Origin of the sequence: Streptomyces sp. CC0208, assembly GCF_003443735.1 — a bacterium.
Taxonomy (GTDB): Bacteria; Actinomycetota; Actinomycetes; order Streptomycetales; family Streptomycetaceae; genus Streptomyces; species Streptomyces sviceus.
Map to the genome: position 1 here is coordinate 8083625 of NZ_CP031969.1, position 19523 is coordinate 8103147.

General features: G+C 71.8%; 19 protein-coding genes. 12 read left to right on the top strand and 7 right to left on the bottom strand.

Annotation, left to right across the window (positions count from 1 at the left end):
* Window positions 1–19: 19 nt before the first annotated feature.
* Genes D1369_RS37070 through D1369_RS37085 form a run of 4 tightly spaced genes read left to right on the top strand, consistent with a single transcriptional unit; the run spans window position 20 to window position 3700 of the window.
* Window positions 20–1303: an ABC transporter substrate-binding protein gene (locus D1369_RS37070; RefSeq protein ID WP_007380087.1), complete on the top strand. Its 1284-nt coding sequence runs from the start codon at window positions 20–22 to the stop codon at window positions 1301–1303.
* Window positions 1300–2241 (top strand): sugar ABC transporter permease, encoded by a 942-nt coding sequence (locus D1369_RS37075; protein ID WP_007380086.1) that lies wholly within the window; start codon window positions 1300–1302, stop codon window positions 2239–2241. Before D1369_RS37070 ends, D1369_RS37075 begins: the two co-directional genes overlap by 4 nt.
* Window positions 2238–3104 carry a carbohydrate ABC transporter permease gene (locus tag D1369_RS37080; protein WP_037899002.1) on the top strand — a complete coding sequence of 289 codons (867 nt, stop codon included), beginning with the start codon at window positions 2238–2240 and terminating at the stop codon, window positions 3102–3104. Before D1369_RS37075 ends, D1369_RS37080 begins: the two co-directional genes overlap by 4 nt.
* Window positions 3101–3700 (top strand): hypothetical protein, encoded by a 600-nt coding sequence (locus D1369_RS37085; protein WP_118082876.1) that lies wholly within the window; start codon window positions 3101–3103, stop codon window positions 3698–3700. Before D1369_RS37080 ends, D1369_RS37085 begins: the two co-directional genes overlap by 4 nt.
* 128 nt (window positions 3701–3828) lie before the next feature.
* Here the strand turns inward: D1369_RS37085 and D1369_RS37090 are convergent, their stop codons facing one another.
* A complete protein-coding gene (locus D1369_RS37090; protein ID WP_007380084.1) occupies window positions 3829–6069 on the bottom strand; it encodes a heavy metal translocating P-type ATPase in 2241 nt (746 codons plus the stop codon).
* Between the two features lie 159 nt (window positions 6070–6228).
* Here D1369_RS37090 and D1369_RS37095 point away from each other — a divergent pair, with 159 nt between their 5' ends.
* Complete coding sequence (locus D1369_RS37095) at window positions 6229–7209, top strand: hypothetical protein (RefSeq protein WP_037898997.1); 981 nt, start codon at window positions 6229–6231, stop codon at window positions 7207–7209.
* Between the two features lie 3 nt (window positions 7210–7212).
* Here the strand turns inward: D1369_RS37095 and D1369_RS37100 are convergent, their stop codons facing one another.
* From D1369_RS37100 to D1369_RS37110, 3 genes are all read right to left on the bottom strand, one after another.
* The gene (locus D1369_RS37100; protein ID WP_118082877.1) at window positions 7213–8088 is read right to left on the bottom strand and encodes a PhzF family phenazine biosynthesis isomerase; all 876 of its coding nucleotides are present in this window, start codon (window positions 8086–8088) and stop codon (window positions 7213–7215) included.
* Between the two features lie 53 nt (window positions 8089–8141).
* Window positions 8142–9962 carry a glycoside hydrolase family 15 protein gene (locus D1369_RS37105; RefSeq protein ID WP_237557595.1) on the bottom strand — a complete coding sequence of 607 codons (1821 nt, stop codon included), beginning with the start codon at window positions 9960–9962 and terminating at the stop codon, window positions 8142–8144.
* An 80-nt stretch (window positions 9963–10042) separates the two neighbouring features.
* Window positions 10043–10822 carry a DeoR/GlpR family DNA-binding transcription regulator gene (locus tag D1369_RS37110; RefSeq protein ID WP_007380080.1) on the bottom strand — a complete coding sequence of 260 codons (780 nt, stop codon included), beginning with the start codon at window positions 10820–10822 and terminating at the stop codon, window positions 10043–10045.
* Window positions 10823–10945: 123 nt separating this feature from the next.
* Between D1369_RS37110 and D1369_RS37115 the strand changes: the two genes are divergently transcribed.
* Window positions 10946–11830, top strand: coding sequence for an SIS domain-containing protein (locus D1369_RS37115; RefSeq protein WP_118083170.1), 885 nt, complete (start codon window positions 10946–10948; stop codon window positions 11828–11830).
* An 8-nt stretch (window positions 11831–11838) separates the two neighbouring features.
* Complete coding sequence (locus D1369_RS37120) at window positions 11839–12690, top strand: class II fructose-bisphosphate aldolase (RefSeq protein ID WP_007380079.1); 852 nt, start codon at window positions 11839–11841, stop codon at window positions 12688–12690.
* On the opposite strand, the gene D1369_RS37125 is transcribed toward D1369_RS37120, so the two are convergent.
* Window positions 12668–13432 carry a class I SAM-dependent methyltransferase gene (locus tag D1369_RS37125; protein ID WP_118082878.1) on the bottom strand — a complete coding sequence of 255 codons (765 nt, stop codon included), beginning with the start codon at window positions 13430–13432 and terminating at the stop codon, window positions 12668–12670. The two genes, D1369_RS37120 and D1369_RS37125, sit on opposite strands and share 23 nt — an antisense overlap.
* A complete protein-coding gene (locus D1369_RS37130) occupies window positions 13425–14567 on the bottom strand; it encodes a methyltransferase (protein WP_037898995.1) in 1143 nt (380 codons plus the stop codon). Before D1369_RS37130 ends, D1369_RS37125 begins: the two co-directional genes overlap by 8 nt.
* Before the next feature lie 67 nt (window positions 14568–14634).
* Here D1369_RS37130 and D1369_RS37135 point away from each other — a divergent pair, with 67 nt between their 5' ends.
* Genes D1369_RS37135 through D1369_RS37150 form a run of 4 tightly spaced genes read left to right on the top strand, consistent with a single transcriptional unit; the run spans window position 14635 to window position 17724 of the window.
* The gene (locus D1369_RS37135; RefSeq protein ID WP_118082879.1) at window positions 14635–15276 is read left to right on the top strand and encodes an alpha-ketoglutarate-dependent dioxygenase AlkB; all 642 of its coding nucleotides are present in this window, start codon (window positions 14635–14637) and stop codon (window positions 15274–15276) included.
* Window positions 15277–15313: 37 nt separating this feature from the next.
* Window positions 15314–16558, top strand: a complete 1245-nt coding sequence (locus D1369_RS37140) for an ROK family protein (RefSeq protein ID WP_118082880.1) — start codon at window positions 15314–15316, stop codon at window positions 16556–16558.
* Window positions 16551–17273: an NUDIX hydrolase gene (locus D1369_RS37145; RefSeq protein ID WP_007380075.1), complete on the top strand. Its 723-nt coding sequence runs from the start codon at window positions 16551–16553 to the stop codon at window positions 17271–17273. The genes D1369_RS37140 and D1369_RS37145 overlap by 8 nt, the downstream gene beginning before the upstream one ends.
* 1 nt (window position 17274) lies before the next feature.
* On the top strand, window positions 17275–17724 hold the full coding sequence (locus D1369_RS37150; RefSeq protein WP_118082881.1) for an RpiB/LacA/LacB family sugar-phosphate isomerase: 450 nt from the start codon (window positions 17275–17277) through the stop codon (window positions 17722–17724).
* Between the two features lie 14 nt (window positions 17725–17738).
* On the opposite strand, the gene D1369_RS37155 is transcribed toward D1369_RS37150, so the two are convergent.
* The gene (locus D1369_RS37155) at window positions 17739–18710 is read right to left on the bottom strand and encodes an NAD(P)-dependent oxidoreductase (RefSeq protein WP_007380072.1); all 972 of its coding nucleotides are present in this window, start codon (window positions 18708–18710) and stop codon (window positions 17739–17741) included.
* A gap of 280 nt (window positions 18711–18990) precedes the next feature.
* Here D1369_RS37155 and D1369_RS37160 point away from each other — a divergent pair, with 280 nt between their 5' ends.
* A complete protein-coding gene (locus tag D1369_RS37160) occupies window positions 18991–19518 on the top strand; it encodes an SMI1/KNR4 family protein (RefSeq protein ID WP_118082882.1) in 528 nt (175 codons plus the stop codon).
* The last annotated feature ends 5 nt before the right edge of the window (window positions 19519–19523 follow it).

The window sequence follows — 19523 nt, forward strand, 5'->3', positions numbered from 1 at the left end:
GGGATGAGGTGACCTCGGCATGCCCGGACACAGGACAAAGGGGTTCTGCGCTTCGGCCGTCGCACTCGTGCTCTGCGCGCTGGCGGCCGGTTGCGGGGACTCCGGGGAGTCGGTCGGCGGCGGCAAGGCCGTGCTGCGCTACACGTGGTGGGGCAACCCCGACCGCGCGGAGCGCACCGAACAGGCCGTCGCCCTGTTCGAGAAACAGCACCCGGACATATCCGTACAGACGTCGTTCTCGGGATACGACGCCTACAAGCAGAAGCTCGCCGTCCAGGCCTCGGGCGGCGACGCACCCGACGTGATGCAGCTCGACTACCGCCAGATCGACCAGTACGCCTCGGGCGGGGTCCTGCTCGACCTGGCGAAGCAGAGGGCCGTTCTGCGCACCTCGGAGATCGACTCCGGGCTGCTCGCCACCGGCCGCGTGGACGGCGTCCAGTACGCGATCCCGCAGGGCCGGGGCACCGAGACCGTCGTCTACGACGTCAAGGCATGGAAGGACTCCGGAGTCCCGCTCCCTCGCGCGGGCTGGACCTGGGACGACTGGGCCGAGGCCGTGCGCGCACTGCGGGACAGGACCGGCAAGCCCGGTGCCACCGACCCCGGCCAGAGCGAGGACGCCTTCGAGGTCTGGCTGCGTGGCCGGGGCAAGGCCCTCTACACGAAGAGCGGCGGACTGGGCTTCACCGCCGACGACCTCGCCGAGTGGTGGACCTTCACCGACACGTTGCGGCGTGCGGGGGTTGTTTCCCCGGCCGAGCAGACCACCCAGCTCGACGGCTCCGTGGAGAACACCCCGCTCGGCCGCGGCAAGGCGGTCTCCGACACCAACTGGGACGCCCCGTCGAGCGGTTACCTCGCGATCGTCCCGACCGGGATCGCCCTGGCGCCCATGCCGTCCGACTCCGACGGCACACCCGGCCAGTACTTCAAGCCGTCGATGTTCCTCGGCGTCTCCGCCCACACCGGCCATGCGAAGGAAGCGGCCCAGCTCGTCGACTTCCTCCTCAACGACCAGGAGGCGGCGAAGATCCTCGGCGCCACCCGTGGCATCCCCGTCAACGAGACCGTCCGCAAGGAGACCGCGCCCCTCCTGAAGGACTTCGACAGGACGGTCGCCGACTACCAGGCGTCCCTGGAAGGAAAGTTGAAGGATCCGCCGCAGGCCCCGCCCTCCGGCGACAACGCCCTCCAGACCACCTTCCAGCGCGACTACGACCAGGTGTCCTACGCGCGCATGTCGCCCCGCGAGGCGGCCGAGAACTACGTCACCGAGGCGAAGGCGGAGCTGAGGTCATGACCACCACCACCGCGATCCCCGCTGGGAAGAAGCGAGCCCCCGCCGCCACCCCGAAGCGCCACCCCAAGCGCGAACGCGAGGGCGCCGCCTGGGTGTTCCTCTCCCCGTGGGTCCTCGGCGCGAGCGTCCTCACCCTGCTCCCGATGGCCGTCTCGCTGTACCTGTCCTTCACCGACTACAACCTCTTCGACCCGCCCCACTGGGTGGGCCTGCGCAACTACACGCAGATGTTCACCGAGGACCCGCGGTACTGGCGCTCCGTCCTCACGACCGTGACGTACGTCGTCATAGCCGTGCCCCTGCAGCTGGCGCTGGCCCTGCTCGTCGCGCTCGCCCTGAAGTCCATGAAACGCGGCAAGGCCTTCTACCGGTCCGCGTTCTACGCCCCCTCGCTGCTCGGCGCGTCCATGTCGATCGCGCTCGTCTGGCGGGCCGTCTTCAACGACGGCGGCACCGTGGACAACCTGTTCGGCACCGGCGGCTGGGTCAACAGGCCCGGCTGGGCGCTGCTCGCCGTCGCGCTGCTGACGGTGTGGCAGTTCGGCGCGCCGATGGTCATCTTCCTGGCGGGTCTGCAGCAGATCCCCGCGGAGCTGTACGAGGCGGCGGCGGTCGACGGTGCCGGCCGGTGGCGGCAGTTCGTGTCCGTCACCGTGCCCATGCTGTCCCCGGTCCTCTTCTTCAACCTGGTCCTCCAGACCATCCAGGCCTTCCAGGTCTTCACACCCGCATTCGCGGTGAGCGCGGGCAAGGGCGGCCCCGCCGACTCCACCCTCGTCTACACGATGTACCTCTACGACCGAGGCTTCGTCGCCTCCCACATGGGTTACGCCTCCGCCATGGCCTGGGTGCTGCTGCTGGTCATCGGCGTCGTCACGGCGGTGCTGTTCCGTACCTCGCGATCCTGGGTCTTCTACGCGTCCGAGGGGGACCGATGACCTCCATGTCAACTGCCGCCGCCCGCAAGCCCGTTCGGTGGAGCCGCGTCGCCCTGCACCTGGGCTGTCTGGCCGCCCTGCTCGTGATGCTCTACCCGTTGGCCTGGCTCCTTGCCACCTCGCTCAAGCCCGCCGACGAGGTCATCGCGAGCCTCGACCTGCTGCCCAGCCACCTGGAGTGGTCCAACTACCGGACCGCCTTCGGAGGCGTCAACGACGTCTCCGTCTGGCGGCTGCTGTCCAACTCCCTGCTGATCGCGGGCGGCGCGGTCCTCGGCAACGTCATCAGCTGTTCGCTGGCCGCCTACGCCTTCGCAAGGCTGCGCTTCCGCTTCCGTGGCCCGATGTTCGCCTTCATGATCGCCACGATCATGCTGCCGCACCACGCGATCCTGATCCCGCAGTACATCATCTTCAACCAGCTCGGCCTGGTGAACACCTACTGGCCGCTGATCCTGCCCAAGTTCCTGGCCACGGAGGCGTTCTTCGTCTTCCTCATCGTGCAGTTCATGCGTGGTCTGCCGCGTGAACTGGAGGAGGCCGCCCGCATCGACGGCTGCGGTCCGTTCCGCAGCTTCTTCCAGATCGTGCTGCCGCTGACCAGGCCCGCGCTGATCACCACGGCGATCTTCACCTTCATCTGGACCTGGAACGACTTCTTCACCCAGCTCATCTACCTCTTCGACCCGGACAAGTTCACGCTCACGCTCGCCCTGCGGTCGTTCGTGGACGCCTCCAGCCAGTCGGCGTTCGGCCCGATGTTCGCGATGTCGGTGATCGCGCTGCTGCCGATCGTGCTGTTCTTCCTCGCCTTCCAGCGGTTCCTGGTGGAGGGCATGGCGAGCTCGGGACTCAAGGGATGACCGGGATGCGTGCTCGTGAACCCGGCGAGGTCTTCGGACCCCGGATGACCCTGTTCGCCGACATGCTGAGCGTCGGCCTGGCAACAGCCGTGGTGTGCCTGCCGGTTGTGACGGCCCCGGCCGCCCTGTCCACCGCGTGCGCGGTCCTGCGGGGTGCGGGGGAGGGGCGACCCGCCACCGCGGGACGGTACTTCGCGGCGCTACGGCGACGGTCGCGGGCCGGCGACCTGGCGGCGGGCGCCGTAGCCCTGGCCGGTGCGCTGCTGTTCCTGGCGGACCTCGCGCTCGTCGGGGCCGGGCTGCCGGGGGCGCCGCTGTTCGCGGTGGTGGCCGCTGGCATCGGCACGGCCGCCCTGGTGGTGGGCCTGAGGGCCTGCGCCCGCCCCGAGTCGGTCACCGACTGGCCGGCCGCCGTGCGTGAGGCCGCCCACGATGCCGTACGGGACGTGGGCGGGAGTGCCCTGGTGCTGCTCGCTGTGGCAACGGCGGCTCTGTGCGCCTGGATGCTGGTGCCGCTGGCCTTCCTGGTCCCCGGACCGTTGGCGCTCGCCCTCACCGCCGTTCACGTTCGACTGGCCACCACATCCCAGAGCTGAGGGGATCACCGCGGCCTGGAGCGCGCACGCCTTTTGGCGGGGCGGCCAATTACCGCTCCTTCTCGCCGCACGGCCCGGCTGAGCCGGGCGGGCAGGGCCTCCTGAGTTGGGAGTCCCTGCCCGCCGGGTCATGCCGCTCGGAACGCCCGCAGCCGCAGCGAGTTGCCGACCACGAACACCGATGAGAAGGCCATCGCCGCACCGGCCAGCATCGGGTTGAGCAGCCCCGCCGCGGCGAGCGGCAGCGCGGCCACGTTGTAGGCGAAGGCCCAGAAGAGGTTGGAGCGGATCGTGCCCAGGGTCCGGCGGGCGAGCCGGATTGCGTCCGCCGCGGCCCGCAGGTCGCCCCGGACGAGGGTCAGGTCGCCCGCCTCGATCGCGGCATCGGTGCCCGTGCCCATCGCCAGGCCCAGGTCGGCCTGGGCCAGCGCGGCGGCGTCGTTGACCCCGTCGCCGACCATCGCGACCGAACGGCCCTTCGCCTGAAGCCGCTTGACGACGTCGACCTTGTCCTGCGGCAGCACCTCGGCGATCACCTGCCCGGGGTCGATGCCGACCTCGCGGGCCACCGACCCGGCCACGGCCCGGTTGTCACCGGTCAGCAGGATCGGGGTGAGCCCGAGACCACGCAGCCGGGTGACGGCCTCACGGCTGGTGTCCTTGACCGCGTCGGCGACTTCGAGCACGGCCCTTGCCTCACCGTCCCAGGCGACCGCGATGACGGTACGACCGGCCGACTCCGCGGCGTCCTTCCTGAGCCTGAGCTCCCCGGGCAGCTCCATTGCCCAGTCGGCGAGCAGCCGCTCACGTCCGACGAGGACCGCGTGACCGTCGACGATTCCCTGCACGCCGAGCCCCGGAACGTTGGCGAAGTCCTCGGGCACGGGCAGTGAACCCAGCTTCTCCAGCGCTCCGTCGGCGACCGCGCGGGCCACCGGGTGCTCCGACGCGTGCTCCAGAGCGCCTGCCAGGCGCAGGACTTCGGCCTCGTCGGTCCCGTGGGCCGTGTGCATGGCCAGCAGGGTCATCCGGCCGGTGGTGACGGTGCCGGTCTTGTCCAGGACGACGGTGTCGACCTTGCGCGTGGACTCCAGGACCTCAGGGCCCTTGATGAGGATGCCGAGTTGAGCACCGCGACCCGTCCCGACCAGCAGCGCGGTCGGCGTGGCCAGGCCCAGGGCGCACGGGCAGGCGATGATCAGCACGGCGACGGCGGCGGTGAACGCGGCGGCCGTACCGGCGCCGTTGCCGAGCCAGAAGCCCAGGGTGCCCAGCGCGAGCGCGATCACCACCGGCACGAACACCGCGGAGATCCGGTCCGCGAGCCGCTGCGCGGCCGACTTGCCGTTCTGCGCGTCCTCGACCAGCCTGGCCATCCTGGCGAGTTGGGTGTCCGCGCCGACCCGGGTCGCCTCGACCACGAGCCGTCCGCCCGCGTTGAGGGTGGCACCGGTGACGGCGTCGCCGGGCACCACCTCCACCGGCATCGACTCACCGGTGAGCATCGAGGCGTCCACGGCGGAGGAGCCTTCGACGACGGTCCCATCGGTGGCGATCTTCTCGCCGGGACGGACGAGGAAGCGGTCTCTAACCTTCAACTCCCCGACCGGCACGGTCTGTTCGTGACCGTCCGCGTGCACCACGGTCACGTCCTTCGCGCCCAGCTCCAGCAGCGCCTTCAAGGCCGCGCCCGCCTTGCGCTTCGAGCGGGCCTCGAAGTACCGCCCGGCCAGGATGAACGCGGTGACCCCGGCCGCGGCCTCCAGATACAGATTCCCGCCGCCCTCGCCGCGGGCGATCGTCAGCTCGAAGGGATGCTTCATGCCCGGCGTGCCGGCGGTCCCGAGGAACAGCGCCCACAGGGACCAGCCGAAGGCAGCCGTCGTGCCGACCGAGGTCAGTGTGTCCATGGTGGCCGCGCCATGCCGGGCGTTGGTGAACGCCGCCTTGTGGAACGGCCATCCGGCGTACGTCACCACGGGCGCCGCCAGCGTCAGGGACAGCCACTGCCAGTACTCGAACTGCAGTGCCGGAACCATCGCCATCGCGACGACGGGTACCGCCAGCACGGCGGCAGTCGTCAACCGCTCGCGCAGGGACCGCAGTTCGTCGGATTCCCCGTCCTCAGGCGCGGACGGTTGCGGTGGTGCCGGTTCCCGGGCCGTGTATCCGGTCCTCTCCACGGTCGCTATGAGGTCCTGGACCGACACACCTGCGGCGTGGGTGACCCTGGCCTTCTCGGTGGCGTAGTTGACGGTGGCGGTGACCCCGTCCATCCGTTTGAGCTTCTTCTCGATGCGCGCCGCGCACGAGGCACAGGTCATGCCGCCGATGGCGAGCTCGGTCTCAGCCGCTGCGGTGATGGTCATCGGCGCTCCTCTTGGATACCGGGTGGGGGTATTCTGCGATGCGACTCCTGTATACCCCGGGTAGGTATTCAGAGCAAGCGATCGAGCGGGTTGACTTCATACCCCCCAGGGGTATGGTGAAGTGCATCGGGAGCCCCTGTCGAGCCGGAGGAGCCGGTCATGCACGCTGGACTGAAGATCACCGCATTCGCCGCCGCGCTGGCCGCGACGTTCGGCACTGCCTACGGCGTGGGCCAGGGCATGGGCCCGGTCGTCGACGACGAGCCGCCCGCCCGTCACGACGCGCACATGGGCGCCGCCTCAGGGCAATCGGAGCACCCAGGAGAACCGGGGCGCCCGGGACACTCGGGGCACGAGAGGGCCCCGGCCGGCGGCCTCCAGATCTCCGAGAACGGCTACACCCTCGATCTGCGGACCCCTCGCCTCGCGGCCGGACGCACCGCCGCTCTCCGCTTCGCCGTCCGGGGCGACGACGGCCGCGTGGTCACCGCGTTCCGTCGGGAGCACGACAAGGAACTCCACCTCGTCGTCGCCTCACGCGACCTGAACACCTACCGTCATCTGCACCCCACCCGGGCCGCCGACGGAACGTGGAGCATCCCCGTGTCCCTGCCCCGGGCGGGCGACTACCGGGTGTTCGCCGACTTCACCCCGGCGAAGAAGGGCGCCGAGAACCTCACCCTCGGTACGGATCTGGCCGTGTCGGGCAGCTACGCGCCTCAGAACCTGCCGACGCCGAACACCACCACCACGACCGACGGCTACGAGGTGAAGCTCGGCGGAGCCCTGCGCCCCGGCGCCGCCCACGAGCTGAAACTGGCCGTCTCCCGAGGCGGCAGGCCGGTCACCGACCTCCAGCCCTACCTCGGCGCCTACGGCCACCTGGTCGCCCTGCGCTCCGGCGACCTCGCCTACCTCCACGTCCACCCGAACGGCGAGCCCGGCGACGGCACCACTGCCGCCGGTCCGGGCATCTCCTTCACGGCCACGGCGCCCAGCAGCGGCACCTACCGGCTCTTCCTCGACTTCAAGCACGACGGCGAGGTGCACACCGCCGCGTTCACGGTCAGCACGGGAGGAGCGGCCGCCGCGCCCATGGACGAGGCTCCCCACGAGTCCTCCGGCGCACACGGCCACTGACCCTCAGCCGATGAGGGCCCCCGCGCCCCCGACCCGCACCCGGGGGTCGCCCGCGCGCAGGGTCACCGTGAGCTCGCCCGGGCGCCCCAGGTCCTCGCCCTGGTGCAGGGTGAGGACGGCGTCCTCCGGGACAAGCCCGAGCTCGCGGGCGTACGCACCGAACGCCGCGGCCGCCGCACCGGTCGCCGGGTCCTCGACGACACCGCCGACGGGGAACGGGTCACGGACGTGGAAGACGGTGGCCGACTCCCGCCACACCAACTGCACCGTGGTCAGGTCCAGTCGGTGCATCAGGGCTTCGAGGCGCGCGAAGTCGTACGCCAGCTCCGCGAGGCGCGTGCGAGTAGCCGCCGCCAGGACGAGATGACGGGCACCCGCGAACGCGATCCTGGGCGGGAACGCCGGGTCGAGATCGGTGGCCGGCCAGTCGAGCGCGGCCAGCGCCTCCGCGAGGTCGGCCTCGGAGACCTCCTCGACATGCGGTGCCACGCTGGTGAGCGTGGCCCGGACCGTCCCGCCCTCCTCGGCCACCGACACCGGCACGGTCCCGGCAGGGGTGGCGAACACCAGCTCTCCCGGGCCGATCCGCTCGGCCAGCGCGACGGCGGTCGCGACGGTGGCGTGCCCGCAGAACGGCACCTCGGCCTTGGGGCTGAAGTAGCGGATGGTGAACGTCCGCCCCTCGGGCCCGTCGAGGTCTTCGGGCGGCGCGGTCAGGAAGGCGGACTCGGAGTACCCGAGCTCGGCGGCGATGGCCAGCATGTCCCCGTCGTCCAGGGTGGAGGCGTCCAGTACGACGCCGGCGGGGTTGCCGCCCTCGGGAGAGCTGGAGAAGGCGGTGTATCGCAGGACCTCGGGTCGCGGCGCGTTCGTCGTCATGCTGACGGCAACGCGGGACCGGCCGATGGCTATTCCGTCTGTGACGAGCCTGGTCAGCCGAGGGCCCGGTCCAGGTTGAACGCGGCGCTGATCAGGGCGAGATGGGTGAACGCCTGCGGGAAGTTGCCCTGTTGCTCGCCGGTGTTGCTGATCTCCTCGGCGTACAGGCCCAGATGGTTGGCGTAGGTGAGCATCTTCTCGAACGCCAGGCGCGCCTCGTCGATCCGGCCGGCGTGCACCATCGCCTCGACGTACCAGAACGAGCAGATCGAGAAGGTGCCCTCGTCGCCGCGCAGTCCGTCGGGGCTGGCCGTCGGGTCGTAGCGGTAGACGAGGGAGTCCGACACCAGCTCCTCGGTCAGCGCGTCCAGCGTGGACAGCCACTTCGGGTCGGTCGGCGCGATGAACTTGGTCAGCGGCATCATCAGGACGGCCGCGTCCAGCACATCGCCGTCCTCGTGCTGCACGAACGCCTGCCGGGTCTCCGACCAGCCGCGGTCCATGATCCGCCGGTAGATCGCGTCCCGGCACTCCCGCCAGCGGTTCAGGTCGGCCGGCAGACCGCGCCGGTTGGCCATGCGGATCGCCCGCTCGATCGCCACCCAGCACATCAGCCGGGAGTACAGGAAGTTCTTGCGGCCGCCGCGGGTCTCCCAGATGCCCTCGTCGGGCTGGTCCCAGTGTTCGCACACCCACTCCACGAGCGTGCACACGTCGTCCCACTGGCCGCTGGAGATCGGCTTGGCCCACTTGTCGTAGAGGTAGATCGAGTCGATCAGGGCGCCGTAGATGTCGAGTTGGAGCTGGTCGGCGGCCGCGTTGCCGACCCTGACCGGCGCCGAGCCCCGATGCCCTTCCAGGTGGCCGAGTTCACGCTCCGTCAGATCGGTGCGGCCGTCGATGCCGTACATGATCTGGAGCGGCCCCGAGGGGCCGTGATCGACCGGACTGACGTGCCGGATGAGGAAGTCCATGAACGCCTCGGCCTCGCTGGTGAAGCCGAGCCGCAGCAGCGCGTACACGCAGAAGGCGGCATCCCGCACCCACACGTACCGGTAGTCCCAGTTGCGCTCGCCGCCGAGCTGCTCGGGCAGGCTGGTGGTCGGCGCGGCCACGATGGCGCCGGTGGGCGCGTAGGTGAGCAGCTTGAGGGTGAGGGCGGAGCGGTGCACCATCTCCCGCCAGCGGCCCCGGTACTTGGAGGCGGACAGCCAGTGCCGCCAGTAGGCGACCGTGCTGTTGAACTGCTCCTCGGCCTCGGTGCGCGCGCACCGGCGCGGGGTCACCTCGCCGCCGACCTGGTCCAGCGCGAACACCGCCGACTCGCCCTCGGAGAGCTTGAAGTCGGCCCGCGCGTCCGGGCCCTCGGTCTCCAGCGGCACGGTCGCGGTCAGGCCCAGCGACAGCTTCGGGGACTCGAAGACGGCCACGTCACCGACCATGCGTACGGTGTGCGGCTGGGCGCCGTAGTCGAAGCGCGGCGCCACGCGCGTGCGGAACGGGATGGAACCGCGCACGCACACCACCCGCCGGATCAACCGGTGCCGCTCGCTCTCCACCGTGTCGCCGTCGACCGGCATGAAGTCCTGGACCTCGCCCACACCGTCCTCGGTGTAGAACCGGGTGATCAGGACGTTGGTGTCGGGGAAGTAGAACTGCTTCGTCCGCGCCGGCACGGTCGCCGCCAGCTCGAAGCGGCCGCCGCGCTCCGAGTCCAGGATCGACGCGAAGACACTCGGTGCGTCGAAGGACGGGCAGCAGTACCAGTCGATGGTGCCGTCGGTCCCGACCAGTGCCACACTGCGCAGGTCGCCGATCAGACCGTGCTCGGCGATCGGCAGGTAGCCCATCTGATCTCTGGCTGATCCGTTCATCGCAGCCTCCTGCGGATCAGCCTAGGCAGGATCGGCCACGGGTGTCAGGGGAACGGCCCGCACACCGTGTCGCCCGGCCTTCACACGGTGAGGACCCGCAGCCCCGCCTCCTCGAACCGCCGGACCGTCTCCGGCGCCGCCGCCGCGTCCGTGACCAGTGTGCCGACCTTCTCGGCGGCGCAGATCCGGGCGAAGGCGCGCTGCCCCAGCTTGCTGGAGTCGGCGGCGACGACCACCCGCTCCGCGCGCTCGCACAGCAGCCGGTTGATCGCGGCCTCCGCCTCGTCGTGGGCGGCGGCACCGTGCGTGACGTCGAAGGCGACGACACCGAGCACCGCCACGTCGAGGGTGATCTGGCTCAGCACGCCGTCCGCGAGCGGCCCGACGAGCTCGTACGACTGCGGGCGTGCGACCCCGCCCGTCAGCACGATCTTGAACTGGGGGCGTACGGCCAGCTCATTGGCGATGTTGAGGGCGTTCGTGACGATCGTCAGCGCGGGGGAGCCGCTGGCGAGATCCCCGCGCACGGCGAGCGCCCGCGCCACCTCGGTCGTGGTCGTGCCCCCGGTCAGCCCCACCGCCTCACCGGGCGCGATCAGCTCCCCGACCGCCTTCGCGATGCGCTGCTTCTCGGAGGCGTGGCGGGCCGTCTTGTACCGCAGCGGCAGCTCGTACGACACCCCGTGCACGACCGCTCCGCCCCGGGTGCGCACCAGCATCTGCTGCTCGGCCAGCTGGTCGAAGTCACGGCGGATCGTGGCGGCCGAGACCTCCAGATCGGCGGCCGCCTCCTCGACGTCCAGCCGGCCCCGCTCGACGAGCAGTTCCAGCAGCGTCTTCCACCGGGCGTCCCGGGACATCCCTACCCTCCGCTCCTCCACCTCTGGCGACCATAGCGCACCGTCCTTGCGTGCGAATGCTTGATTGTGCTCGAAAGTGCGCTGTATCTTGCAAGAACAATCAAAATGACGGAGGCGTACGGCATGACCCATGTCGAGGACGAGCTGACCAGCCAGCCCGAGTGCTGGACCCGTGCGGCCACGGAGGCCGCACGCCACGCCGACGCGCTTCCGGCAGCGGGGGAGCGGGTCGCCCTCGTCGGGTGCGGCACCTCGTACTTCATGGCGCAGGCGGTGGCGGCGCTGCGCGAGGGCGCGGGCCAGGGCGAGACGGACGCCTTCGCCGCGTCGGAGTTCCCGCACGGCCGCTCGTACGACCGGGTCGTCGCCCTCACCCGCTCCGGTACGACGACCGAAGTCCTCGACGTGCTGGACCGGTTGAAGGGGCGCACCCGCACCACCGCCCTCACCGCCGACCCCGCCACCCCCGTCATGGCCGCCGCCGACGAGGTCGTCGTCCTCGACTTCGCCGACGAACGCTCCGTCGTCCAGACGCGGTTCGCGACCACCGCCCTGACCCTGCTCCGCGCCCACCTGGGCCTGCACACCGATGCCGTCGTCGCCGACGCCCGCACCGCGCTCTCGACACCCCTGCCCGAAGGGCTCGTCCAGTGCACGCAGTTCACCTTCCTCGGCCGCGGCTGGACGGTGGGGCTGGCCAACGAGGCCGGACTGAAGATGCGCGAGGCCTCCCTCGCCTGGACCGAGGCCTACCCGGCGATGGAGTACCGGCACGGCCCCATCAGCATCACCACCCACGGCACCGCCACCTGGATGCTCGGCGATCCCCCCGAGGGACTGGCCGAACAGGTGCGGGAGACCGGTGGACTGTGGGTCCCGGGCGCCCTGGACCCGCTCGCCGAACTGGTCCGCGTGCAGCGCCTCGCGGTCGCCGTCGCCGCGGTCCGCGGCCTCGACCCGGACCGGCCCCGCCACCTCACCCGCTCGGTGATCCTCGCCCGCCCCTAGGAGACCCCGTGCCCCTGGCCACCACCGGCGAGCTCGTCACCCGGGCCGCCACCGCCCGCTCCGCCGTCGCCGCCTTCAACGTCATCACCCTGGAACACGTCGAGGCCGTCATCGCCGGCGCCGAGTCCCTGGACACGCCCGTCGTCCTCCAAGTCAGCGAGAACGCCGTCAAGTTCCGCCAGGGCCGCCTCCACCCGCTGGCCCGCGCCGCCGTCACCGCGGCCGAACGGGCCGCCGTACCGGTCGCGTTGCATCTCGACCACGTCCAGAGCGACGACCTGCTCCGCCAGGCGGCCGACGCCGGCTTCGGCTCCGTGATGTACGACGCGGCCCACCTGCCCTACGCCGAGAACCTCGCCGCGACCCGGGCCGCGGCCGACTGGGCACACTCCCAAGGACTGTGGATCGAGGCCGAGTTGGGGGAGGTGGGCGGTAAACAGGGCCGGCCTCCGCTGGACGCCCACGCCCCCGGCGCCCGCACCGACCCCGCCGAGGCGCGCGCCTTCGTCACCGATTCCGGTGTGGACGCCCTCGCCGTGGCCATCGGCAGCGCCCACGCGATGACCGAGCGCACCGCGACGCTCGACCACGACCTCCTCAAGCGTCTCGCCACCACCCTGGACGTCCCTCTCGTCCTGCACGGCTCCTCAGGAGTCCGCGACGAGGAACTCACCGCGGCCGTCGCGGGCGGTATCGCCAAGGTCAACGTCGGCACGGCGCTGAACGTCGCCATGACCGGCGCGATCCGGGAGTACCTGGCCGCTCACCCCGAAGCGGTGGACCCGCGCACGTACCTGAGTGCCGGGCGGGACGCCATGGTCGAGGCGGCCCGGCGGATCATCCGGCTGCTCGGGCGGTGAGGACGGGCTGGTAGAACCCGCTGGACACCGGATCGTGCCACCGCAGGTCGACGAAACCGGCCGCGGCCACGAACTCCGTCAACTGCGCACGCGTCAGCGCCCAGGAGGTCGTACGACGGACACGGACGGCCCAGTCGTCCCCGCCGCCGGGCCTCAGCTGGAAGTACTCCTGGTCGTAGCGCTCGCCGTCCTCGTGCCAGTGCCACAGCTGGAAGGTGATCACCCGGCCGTCGGAGCTCTCGGAGACCTGTGGAGGCGCGGCCCCGGGCCTGGTCCGGCGGATCTCGTCGTAGTCCCTGAGGGGGAGCAGCAGCAGCCCCCCGTCCCGCAGCACCCGCCGCATGTCCGCCAGCGCGGCCGCCACATCGGGGGCCGTCAGCAGATGAGCCATGGAGTTGTCGGCGCAGACGACCACGTCGAAGACGGACGACACGAACGGCAGCCGCCGCATGTCCGCGGCGGCCGTCGGCAGCCGGGCGCCGCGCGCCGCCGCCTCCGCTGCGGCGCGCGTGGCCGCGACGGGACTGAGATCGCTGCCGACGACCTGGTGCCCGGCCAGCGCCAGCCCGATCGCCTGGGTCCCGATCCCGCACGAGCAGTCCAGAACCCGGTGCGGGCCCGGCCCGAGGAGGGCGCCCAGTGCCCCCGCCTGATGGGCGATGCTCGCGTCCCAGTCCGCGAAGATCCGGTGGTAGTCCGGAGCCAGCGAGTCGTAAAAGTCCCGCGTCGAGGAATCAGTCACTCGACCTTCTTACCGCCTTGAGCACCACGAACTTGGGGTCACTGGCCACCAGTTGGCTGTTTCCGAACAGCTTCCGCAGCTTCACGTGGTACCCGAGGTGCCGGTTCCCGATCACCCACAGCTCACCGCCGGGCCGTAGCGTCCTGCGCGCATCGGCGAACATCCGCCAGGCCGTCGCGTCGGTCGTGGCCTGGTGGGAGTGGAACGGCGGGTTGTTGAGCACGAGGTCGACGCTGTCCTTCGGAACGCCCGCCAGACCGTCCCCGACCCGGAACTCCGCGTGCCCCGGCACCCCGTTCGCCTTGTACGTCCCCTCCGCCGAGGCCACGGCCTGGAAGGACTCGTCGACGAACAGCACCTCGGCCTCGCGGTTGGCCAGAGCCACCGCCGTACCGACGATCCCGTTGCCGCAGCCCAGGTCCACGACCCGCTGGGAGCCGCGGCTGTCCGGGAGGTGCTGGAGGAAGAACCGGGTGCCGATGTCGAGCCGGTCCGCGCAGAAGACGCCCGCGTGGTTGACGACGGGCCGTCCGGAGGCGGCACCGATGCCGTCCGGGAGCGTGTAGCCGTACGGCCAGGGATTCTCGGGCCGTACGAGCGACGGCTCCGGCGCGCAGAAGATCAGCCGGGCCTTCTTCTCGGCGAGCGAGGTGCGGGTCGGGCCGAGGATCCGCTCGAACAGCTGGAGCGTGGAGGTGTGGATCTCCTTCACCATGCCGGTGCCGACGACGACCGTGCCCTCGTGCACCGCGGGCGCCAGCCGCAGCAGCTGGTCCTCCAGCAGGGCCAGGCTCTTCGGCACGCGCACCAGCAGGACGTCGACCCGGCCGGGCGGCGGGTCCTGTGTGGTGAGCAGCCGCACGGTGCCGGGTTCGACGCCGGCCCGTCCGAGGTTGGCCCGGGTCGCCTCCTGGCTGAGGAAGGAGTCGGTGATCTGCACCGGCCGGTGCGCCGCCAGCGCGGTGACCAGGGCGCCCCAGCGGTCCCCGACCACGACGACGGTGCCGGACAGCGCCACCTGCTCGTCCGCGAGATGCCTCAGCAGATACTCGTCGGAGGCGTCCCAGGCACGCAGCCGGTCGCGCGGGTCCTCGGGGAAGCGGGTGAGGGCGAGCTCGCCCCAGGGCGTCGTCATTCGGTCGTCCATCGTGCGTCCAGGCTATCGGAGCCGCAGCTCAGGCCCCTCGGGCAGGATGGAACCCATGGAAGCCGAGCTGTTCCCCAGAGCGCGTACGGAGGTCGCGCCGGGCGCGGTGCACGTGCCGGACTGGCTGGCTCCGGCGCGGCAGCGCGAACTGCTGGAGGCCTGCCGGGAGTGGGCACGGCCGCCCGCCGGACTGCGCACGGTGCGCACCCCGGGCGGCGGCACGATGACCGCACGGCAGGTCTGCCTGGGCTGGCACTGGTACCCGTACGCCTACGCCCGCACGGTCGTCGACGGCGACGGGGCACCGGTGAAGCCCTTCCCGCACTGGCTGGGTGAGCTGGGCCGGGCAGCCGTGCGGGACGCGCTGGAGGCAGAGGCCTCCGGATACGACATCGCACTGATCAACTTCTACGACCAGGACGCCCGCATGGGCATGCACCGCGACAGCGACGAGAAGTCGGACGCCCCCGTGGTCTCCCTGAGCCTCGGCGACACCTGCGTCTTCCGGTTCGGCAACCCCGAGACCCGGACCAAGCCGTACACGGACGTCGAGCTGCGCAGCGGCGACCTGTTCGTGTTCGGCGGCCCGTCGAGACTCGCGTACCACGGGGTACCCCGGGTGCATCCTGGCACCGCGCCCCCGGAGTTGGGGCTGACGGGACGGCTGAACATCACGCTGCGGGTCAGCGGTCTCTAGACGGGGGTGACGAGCGGATCATGGGAGACTCGCCCTCATGAGCGGCAAGGCGGACCCCCGGCCGGCGGGGGAAGGGACCACCTCGAGGGCGCGGCTGGACCGGGGGCGCGGTGCGCTCGGGCCCGCGCTGGAGCTCGTGCACACCGGGCGCGCGCCCACCCGGGCCGTGCTCACCGCCGAACTCGGGGTGACTCGGGCGACGGCCGGCGCGGTCGCCGCGGAACTGGAGGCGCTCGGGCTGATCCGGGTCGATGCCCGGCCCACCGCGGCCGCCGGTTCGCAGGGCAGGCCCTCGCACCGGCTCGCGGTCGCCGAGGACGGTCCCGTCGTACTGGCCGCGCAGGTGCACGCCGACGGCTTCCGGGCCGCCCTGGTCGGTCTGGGCGGCCGTATCGTCGCCACCGCGCCCGGCTGCGAGACCGTCGACGCCGACCCGGCGAAGGTCCTCGGCTCCGTCGTGGAGGCGGGCGCCGACCTGCTGCGCACGACCGGCCGGCGCTGCGTGGGCGCCGGACTCGCCGTGCCGTCCGCGGTCGCCGAACCCGACGGGCTCGCCCTCAACCCCCTGCACCTCGCGTGGCCCGCGGGCGCCCCCGTCCGCCGTATCTTCGACGAGTGCGTGCGCGCCGCCGGCATCACCGGGGCGGCCTTCGCGGGCAACGACGTCAACCTCGCCGCGCTCGCCGAGCACCGGCACGGCGCGGGCCGCGGCGCCCGTGACCTGCTGTGCGTGGCGACCGGACACCGGGGTGTGGGCGGCGCGCTGGTGCTCGACGGGCGTCTGCACACGGGCAGTTCGGGACTGGCCCTGGAAGTCGGCCACCTCACCGTGAACCCCGAGGGCCGCCCCTGCCACTGCGGCAGCCGCGGCTGCCTGGACGTCGAGGCCGACCCGCTGGCCCTGCTCACGGCCGCCGGACTCGAGCCCGGCCCCGAACAGTCCCTGCTCCGGCAGGCCGACGACCTCGTCCGCGACCACTACGACGACCCCGCCGTCCGTACGGCGGCCGAGTCGCTGATCGACCGCCTGGGCCTGGGACTCGCCGGTCTGGTCAACATCCTCAACCCGGACCGGATCATCCTCGGCGGCCTCCACCGCACCCTCCTGGACGCCGACCCCGGGCGCCTGCGCGCGGTCGTCGCCGACCGCAGCCTGTGGGGACAGAGCGGCGGTGTCCCCATCCTGGCCTGCACCCTGGACCACAACAGCCTTGTCGGAGCGGCGGAGTTGGCGTGGCAGCCGGTGCTGGACGATCCGCTGGGGGCACTGACCCGTGGCTGAACTGCTGGAAGCCGGGGGGCTGCGCCTGGTCGAGGTGGCGTCCCCGGTGGTCCCGGCCGAGGCACGGACAGCCATGGACCGCGAGTGGGACACCGCGGTCCTGGCCAACCCGGCCCTCTTCGACGGTCCCGTGGCGGTCTGCGCGGGACTGTCCCGGGAAACCCCGGACACCCTGCTCGTCTCCTGGTCCCGCGCCACCTACCGCTACTTCGCCCTGCGCCGCGTCCCGGGCGCCACCGTCCTGCGGTCCCTGTTCGTGAGCATCGTGCAGCCGACCGAGGACGGACGGGTACTGGTGGGCCGTATGTCCTCGTCCACCGCCGCGCCCGGCCGCTGGCAGTTCCCCGGCGGATCGGTGGAACCACCCGCAGGTGACGAGCCGCTCGACGAGCACGCGCTGCGCCGCCACGCGGCGGTGGAGCTGGCCGAGGAGACGGGCGTGGACCTCCCGGCCGCCGACCTCACCCGCTGCCTGGTCACCCACGGCGAGGACGGACAGATCGGCGTCCACTACCTGGCGCCGCCCCTGCCCGCGCCCCTGCTCCACGAGCGGTTCGAGGCACTCGTGGCCGCCGAGACGGTACGAGGGCGCGCCCCGGAGTTCGACCGGATCGCCCTCGTCGGCTCACCGGCCGAACTGCCGGACCTCGCCGGTCCGCACGTCGTCTACCTGGAACCCGTCGTCCGCTGGGCGGCCCGCCGAGTAGGCTCGTGACATGCGGATCTCCGTCTCCTCGGACATGGACGAGCCAGTGGCGCGCACCCTCGTCGACGAGCTGCGCGCGCGGGGCCACGAGGTGGTCGCGTACGGCGCCCTGAGCCCCGGCGCCGACCCGCAATGGGCCGTCTGCTCCGAGGCCGCGGCCCGTGAGGTCGCCGCGGGGACCGCGGACCAGGCCGTCGTGTGCTGCTGGACCGGCACCGGCGCCTCCATCGCCGCCAACAAGGTCCCCGGCGTACGGGCCGCCCTGTGCACGGACGCCTGCACCGCGGACGGCGCCCGCCGCTGGAACGACGCCAACGTCCTCGCCCTCAGCCTCCGCCTCACCTCCGCGCCGCTCCTCAAGGAGATCCTCGACGCCTGGTTCACCGCGGAGGCGAGCGAGGACGCCGAGGACCGGGAGAACGTGGCCCGGGTGGGGCGCCTGGACGCCGGCCGGGCCTAGCAGCGCGTTTCCGGTCAGACGACGAGCGGTCCGGCCGGCTTCAGCTCCTCGTGGCCGATCAGCCAACGCACCGACTCCAGTACGGCGGCCTCCGGCTCGTAGCGCGGGGCGTAGCCGAGGAGGGTCCTGGCCTTCTCGATGGTGAGGCACTGACTGCGGTGCAGATGTTCCCAGCTCGCCTCGGCGTGTTCCGGGGCCGTGATGCTGCGGAACTCCTCCCAGGTCACCGGCTCCAGCGACGCGGTCCGACCGAACCAGCCGGCCGCGATACGGGCGTACCCGCGCACGTTCAGCGCGGTGGGGGCCACGATGGTGAAGTCCTCGCCCGCCGCCGCGTCCCGGTGCTCGACCGCCCGCTCGAAGGCCTGCGCCACGTCGTCCGCGTGCACATGGTGCATCAGCTCGACACCGCTGCCGGGCACCTTCAACGACTGTCCCGCCGAGAGCGTGTACCAGACCGCGGGATCGAGGCTCCCCAGCGGACCGATCGGATGCCAGCCGGGGCCGACGATGTGCCCGGGGTGCAGGGACGTGGTCACCAGGCCCCCGGAGGCGGTCTCCTCCTTCAGCATCCGGGCGATCCGGTCCTTCTGGATGCCGTACTCCCCGACCGGCGGGGTGCCCGTGGCCTCGGAGATCGGCAGCTTGTCGGCGGGGCCGTGGCGCCACACGCTGCCGCAGTGCACCAGGTGCCCGGCCTCGCCGCGCAGCCGCTCGACCAGCGCGGTGGCCGAGTCCAGGGTGAAGCAGACGAGGTCGATCACGGCGTCAGGCTCCAGCCGGGCCACGCGGTCGCCGAAGGTCCCCTCGCGGTCCTCCTGCTCCCGGTCGGCGACCACCTGACGCACGTGGTGCCATTCGGGAGCCTCGGCGTAGGCGGTACGGCTGCCACGGCTGATGTTGATGACTTCATGGCCGGCGCGGACCAGTCGGGGGACCAGGAAGGTGCCGATGTGCCCGCTACCGCCGATGACGACGACTCGCATGTTCTTCCCATCAGTGTCAGGTCGGTCAGGTCAGTCTGATCAGGCCCCCGGCGGCACCGTCAAGCTCCACAGGCAGGTCGGCCCGGCGCGGGGCTTGGCAGGCGGTCACTGTCGCGAACACCGCAGCCCGTCGAACTCCCGGCGGGCCAGGGCCTGATACCCGCCTTCGCGAGCCGTCCCTCCGCACACGAGCCGCCGGCCGCGGCCGCGAAACCGCGGCCCTCGGTGGACATCTCGGTGGCACAGGACCGTTGTCAGTGGCGGCGACTAGCCTGCGGGCATGATCGAGACGACCGAGGGCGACCGCGCCTTTCCGCCCGCACTGGCCGAGCTGGCCGGCGTGGAGTTCGACTACGACGACGGCGAGGGCGTCGACTTCGAGCCGTACGACGCCTTCGACTCCGCCGAGGAGACCACCGACTGGCTGCGCCACTGGACCGGCAACCACGAACTGGACGGCGACGCCTACCGGGTCTTCGGACAGGACGGCACCGGTGGCCTCGCCGCCCTGTGGCGCGTGCGACCGGGGCGGCCCCTCGTCGAACAGCCCGTGGTGTTCCTGGGCTCGGAGGGCGAGCGCGGTGTGGTCGCGGCCAACCTGTCCGACTTCCTGTGGGTGCTGGCCGACGGCCTGGGGCCGATGGAGGTCGTGGAGCACGAGGAGTACGAAGCCCGCCCGAACCCGGCGCTGGCCGAACTCGCCGAGCGCCACGCGACCACCCCGCGCCGGACCACCCGCGACATCGTCACAGCCGCCCGGTCCCAGTTCCCGACGTTCTCCGAGGACATCGACGCCCTCTGCCGGTGAGCGGC

Coding starts and splice junctions, on each gene's coding strand:
- D1369_RS37070 (WP_007380087.1), top strand. CDS start 20: ATGCCCGGACACAGGACAAAGGGGTTCTGCGCTTCGGCCGTCGCACTC.
- D1369_RS37075 (WP_007380086.1), top strand. CDS start 1,300: ATGACCACCACCACCGCGATCCCCGCTGGGAAGAAGCGAGCCCCCGCC.
- D1369_RS37080 (WP_037899002.1), top strand. CDS start 2,238: ATGACCTCCATGTCAACTGCCGCCGCCCGCAAGCCCGTTCGGTGGAGC.
- D1369_RS37085 (WP_118082876.1), top strand. CDS start 3,101: ATGACCGGGATGCGTGCTCGTGAACCCGGCGAGGTCTTCGGACCCCGG.
- D1369_RS37090 (WP_007380084.1), bottom strand. CDS start 6,069: ATGACCATCACCGCAGCGGCTGAGACCGAGCTCGCCATCGGCGGCATG.
- D1369_RS37095 (WP_037898997.1), top strand. CDS start 6,229: ATGCACGCTGGACTGAAGATCACCGCATTCGCCGCCGCGCTGGCCGCG.
- D1369_RS37100 (WP_118082877.1), bottom strand. CDS start 8,088: ATGACGACGAACGCGCCGCGACCCGAGGTCCTGCGATACACCGCCTTC.
- D1369_RS37105 (WP_237557595.1), bottom strand. CDS start 9,962: ATGAACGGATCAGCCAGAGATCAGATGGGCTACCTGCCGATCGCCGAG.
- D1369_RS37110 (WP_007380080.1), bottom strand. CDS start 10,822: ATGTCCCGGGACGCCCGGTGGAAGACGCTGCTGGAACTGCTCGTCGAG.
- D1369_RS37115 (WP_118083170.1), top strand. CDS start 10,946: ATGACCCATGTCGAGGACGAGCTGACCAGCCAGCCCGAGTGCTGGACC.
- D1369_RS37130 (WP_037898995.1), bottom strand. CDS start 14,567: ATGACGACGCCCTGGGGCGAGCTCGCCCTCACCCGCTTCCCCGAGGAC.
- D1369_RS37135 (WP_118082879.1), top strand. CDS start 14,635: ATGGAAGCCGAGCTGTTCCCCAGAGCGCGTACGGAGGTCGCGCCGGGC.
- D1369_RS37140 (WP_118082880.1), top strand. CDS start 15,314: ATGAGCGGCAAGGCGGACCCCCGGCCGGCGGGGGAAGGGACCACCTCG.
- D1369_RS37150 (WP_118082881.1), top strand. CDS start 17,275: ATGCGGATCTCCGTCTCCTCGGACATGGACGAGCCAGTGGCGCGCACC.
- D1369_RS37155 (WP_007380072.1), bottom strand. CDS start 18,710: ATGCGAGTCGTCGTCATCGGCGGTAGCGGGCACATCGGCACCTTCCTG.
- D1369_RS37160 (WP_118082882.1), top strand. CDS start 18,991: ATGATCGAGACGACCGAGGGCGACCGCGCCTTTCCGCCCGCACTGGCC.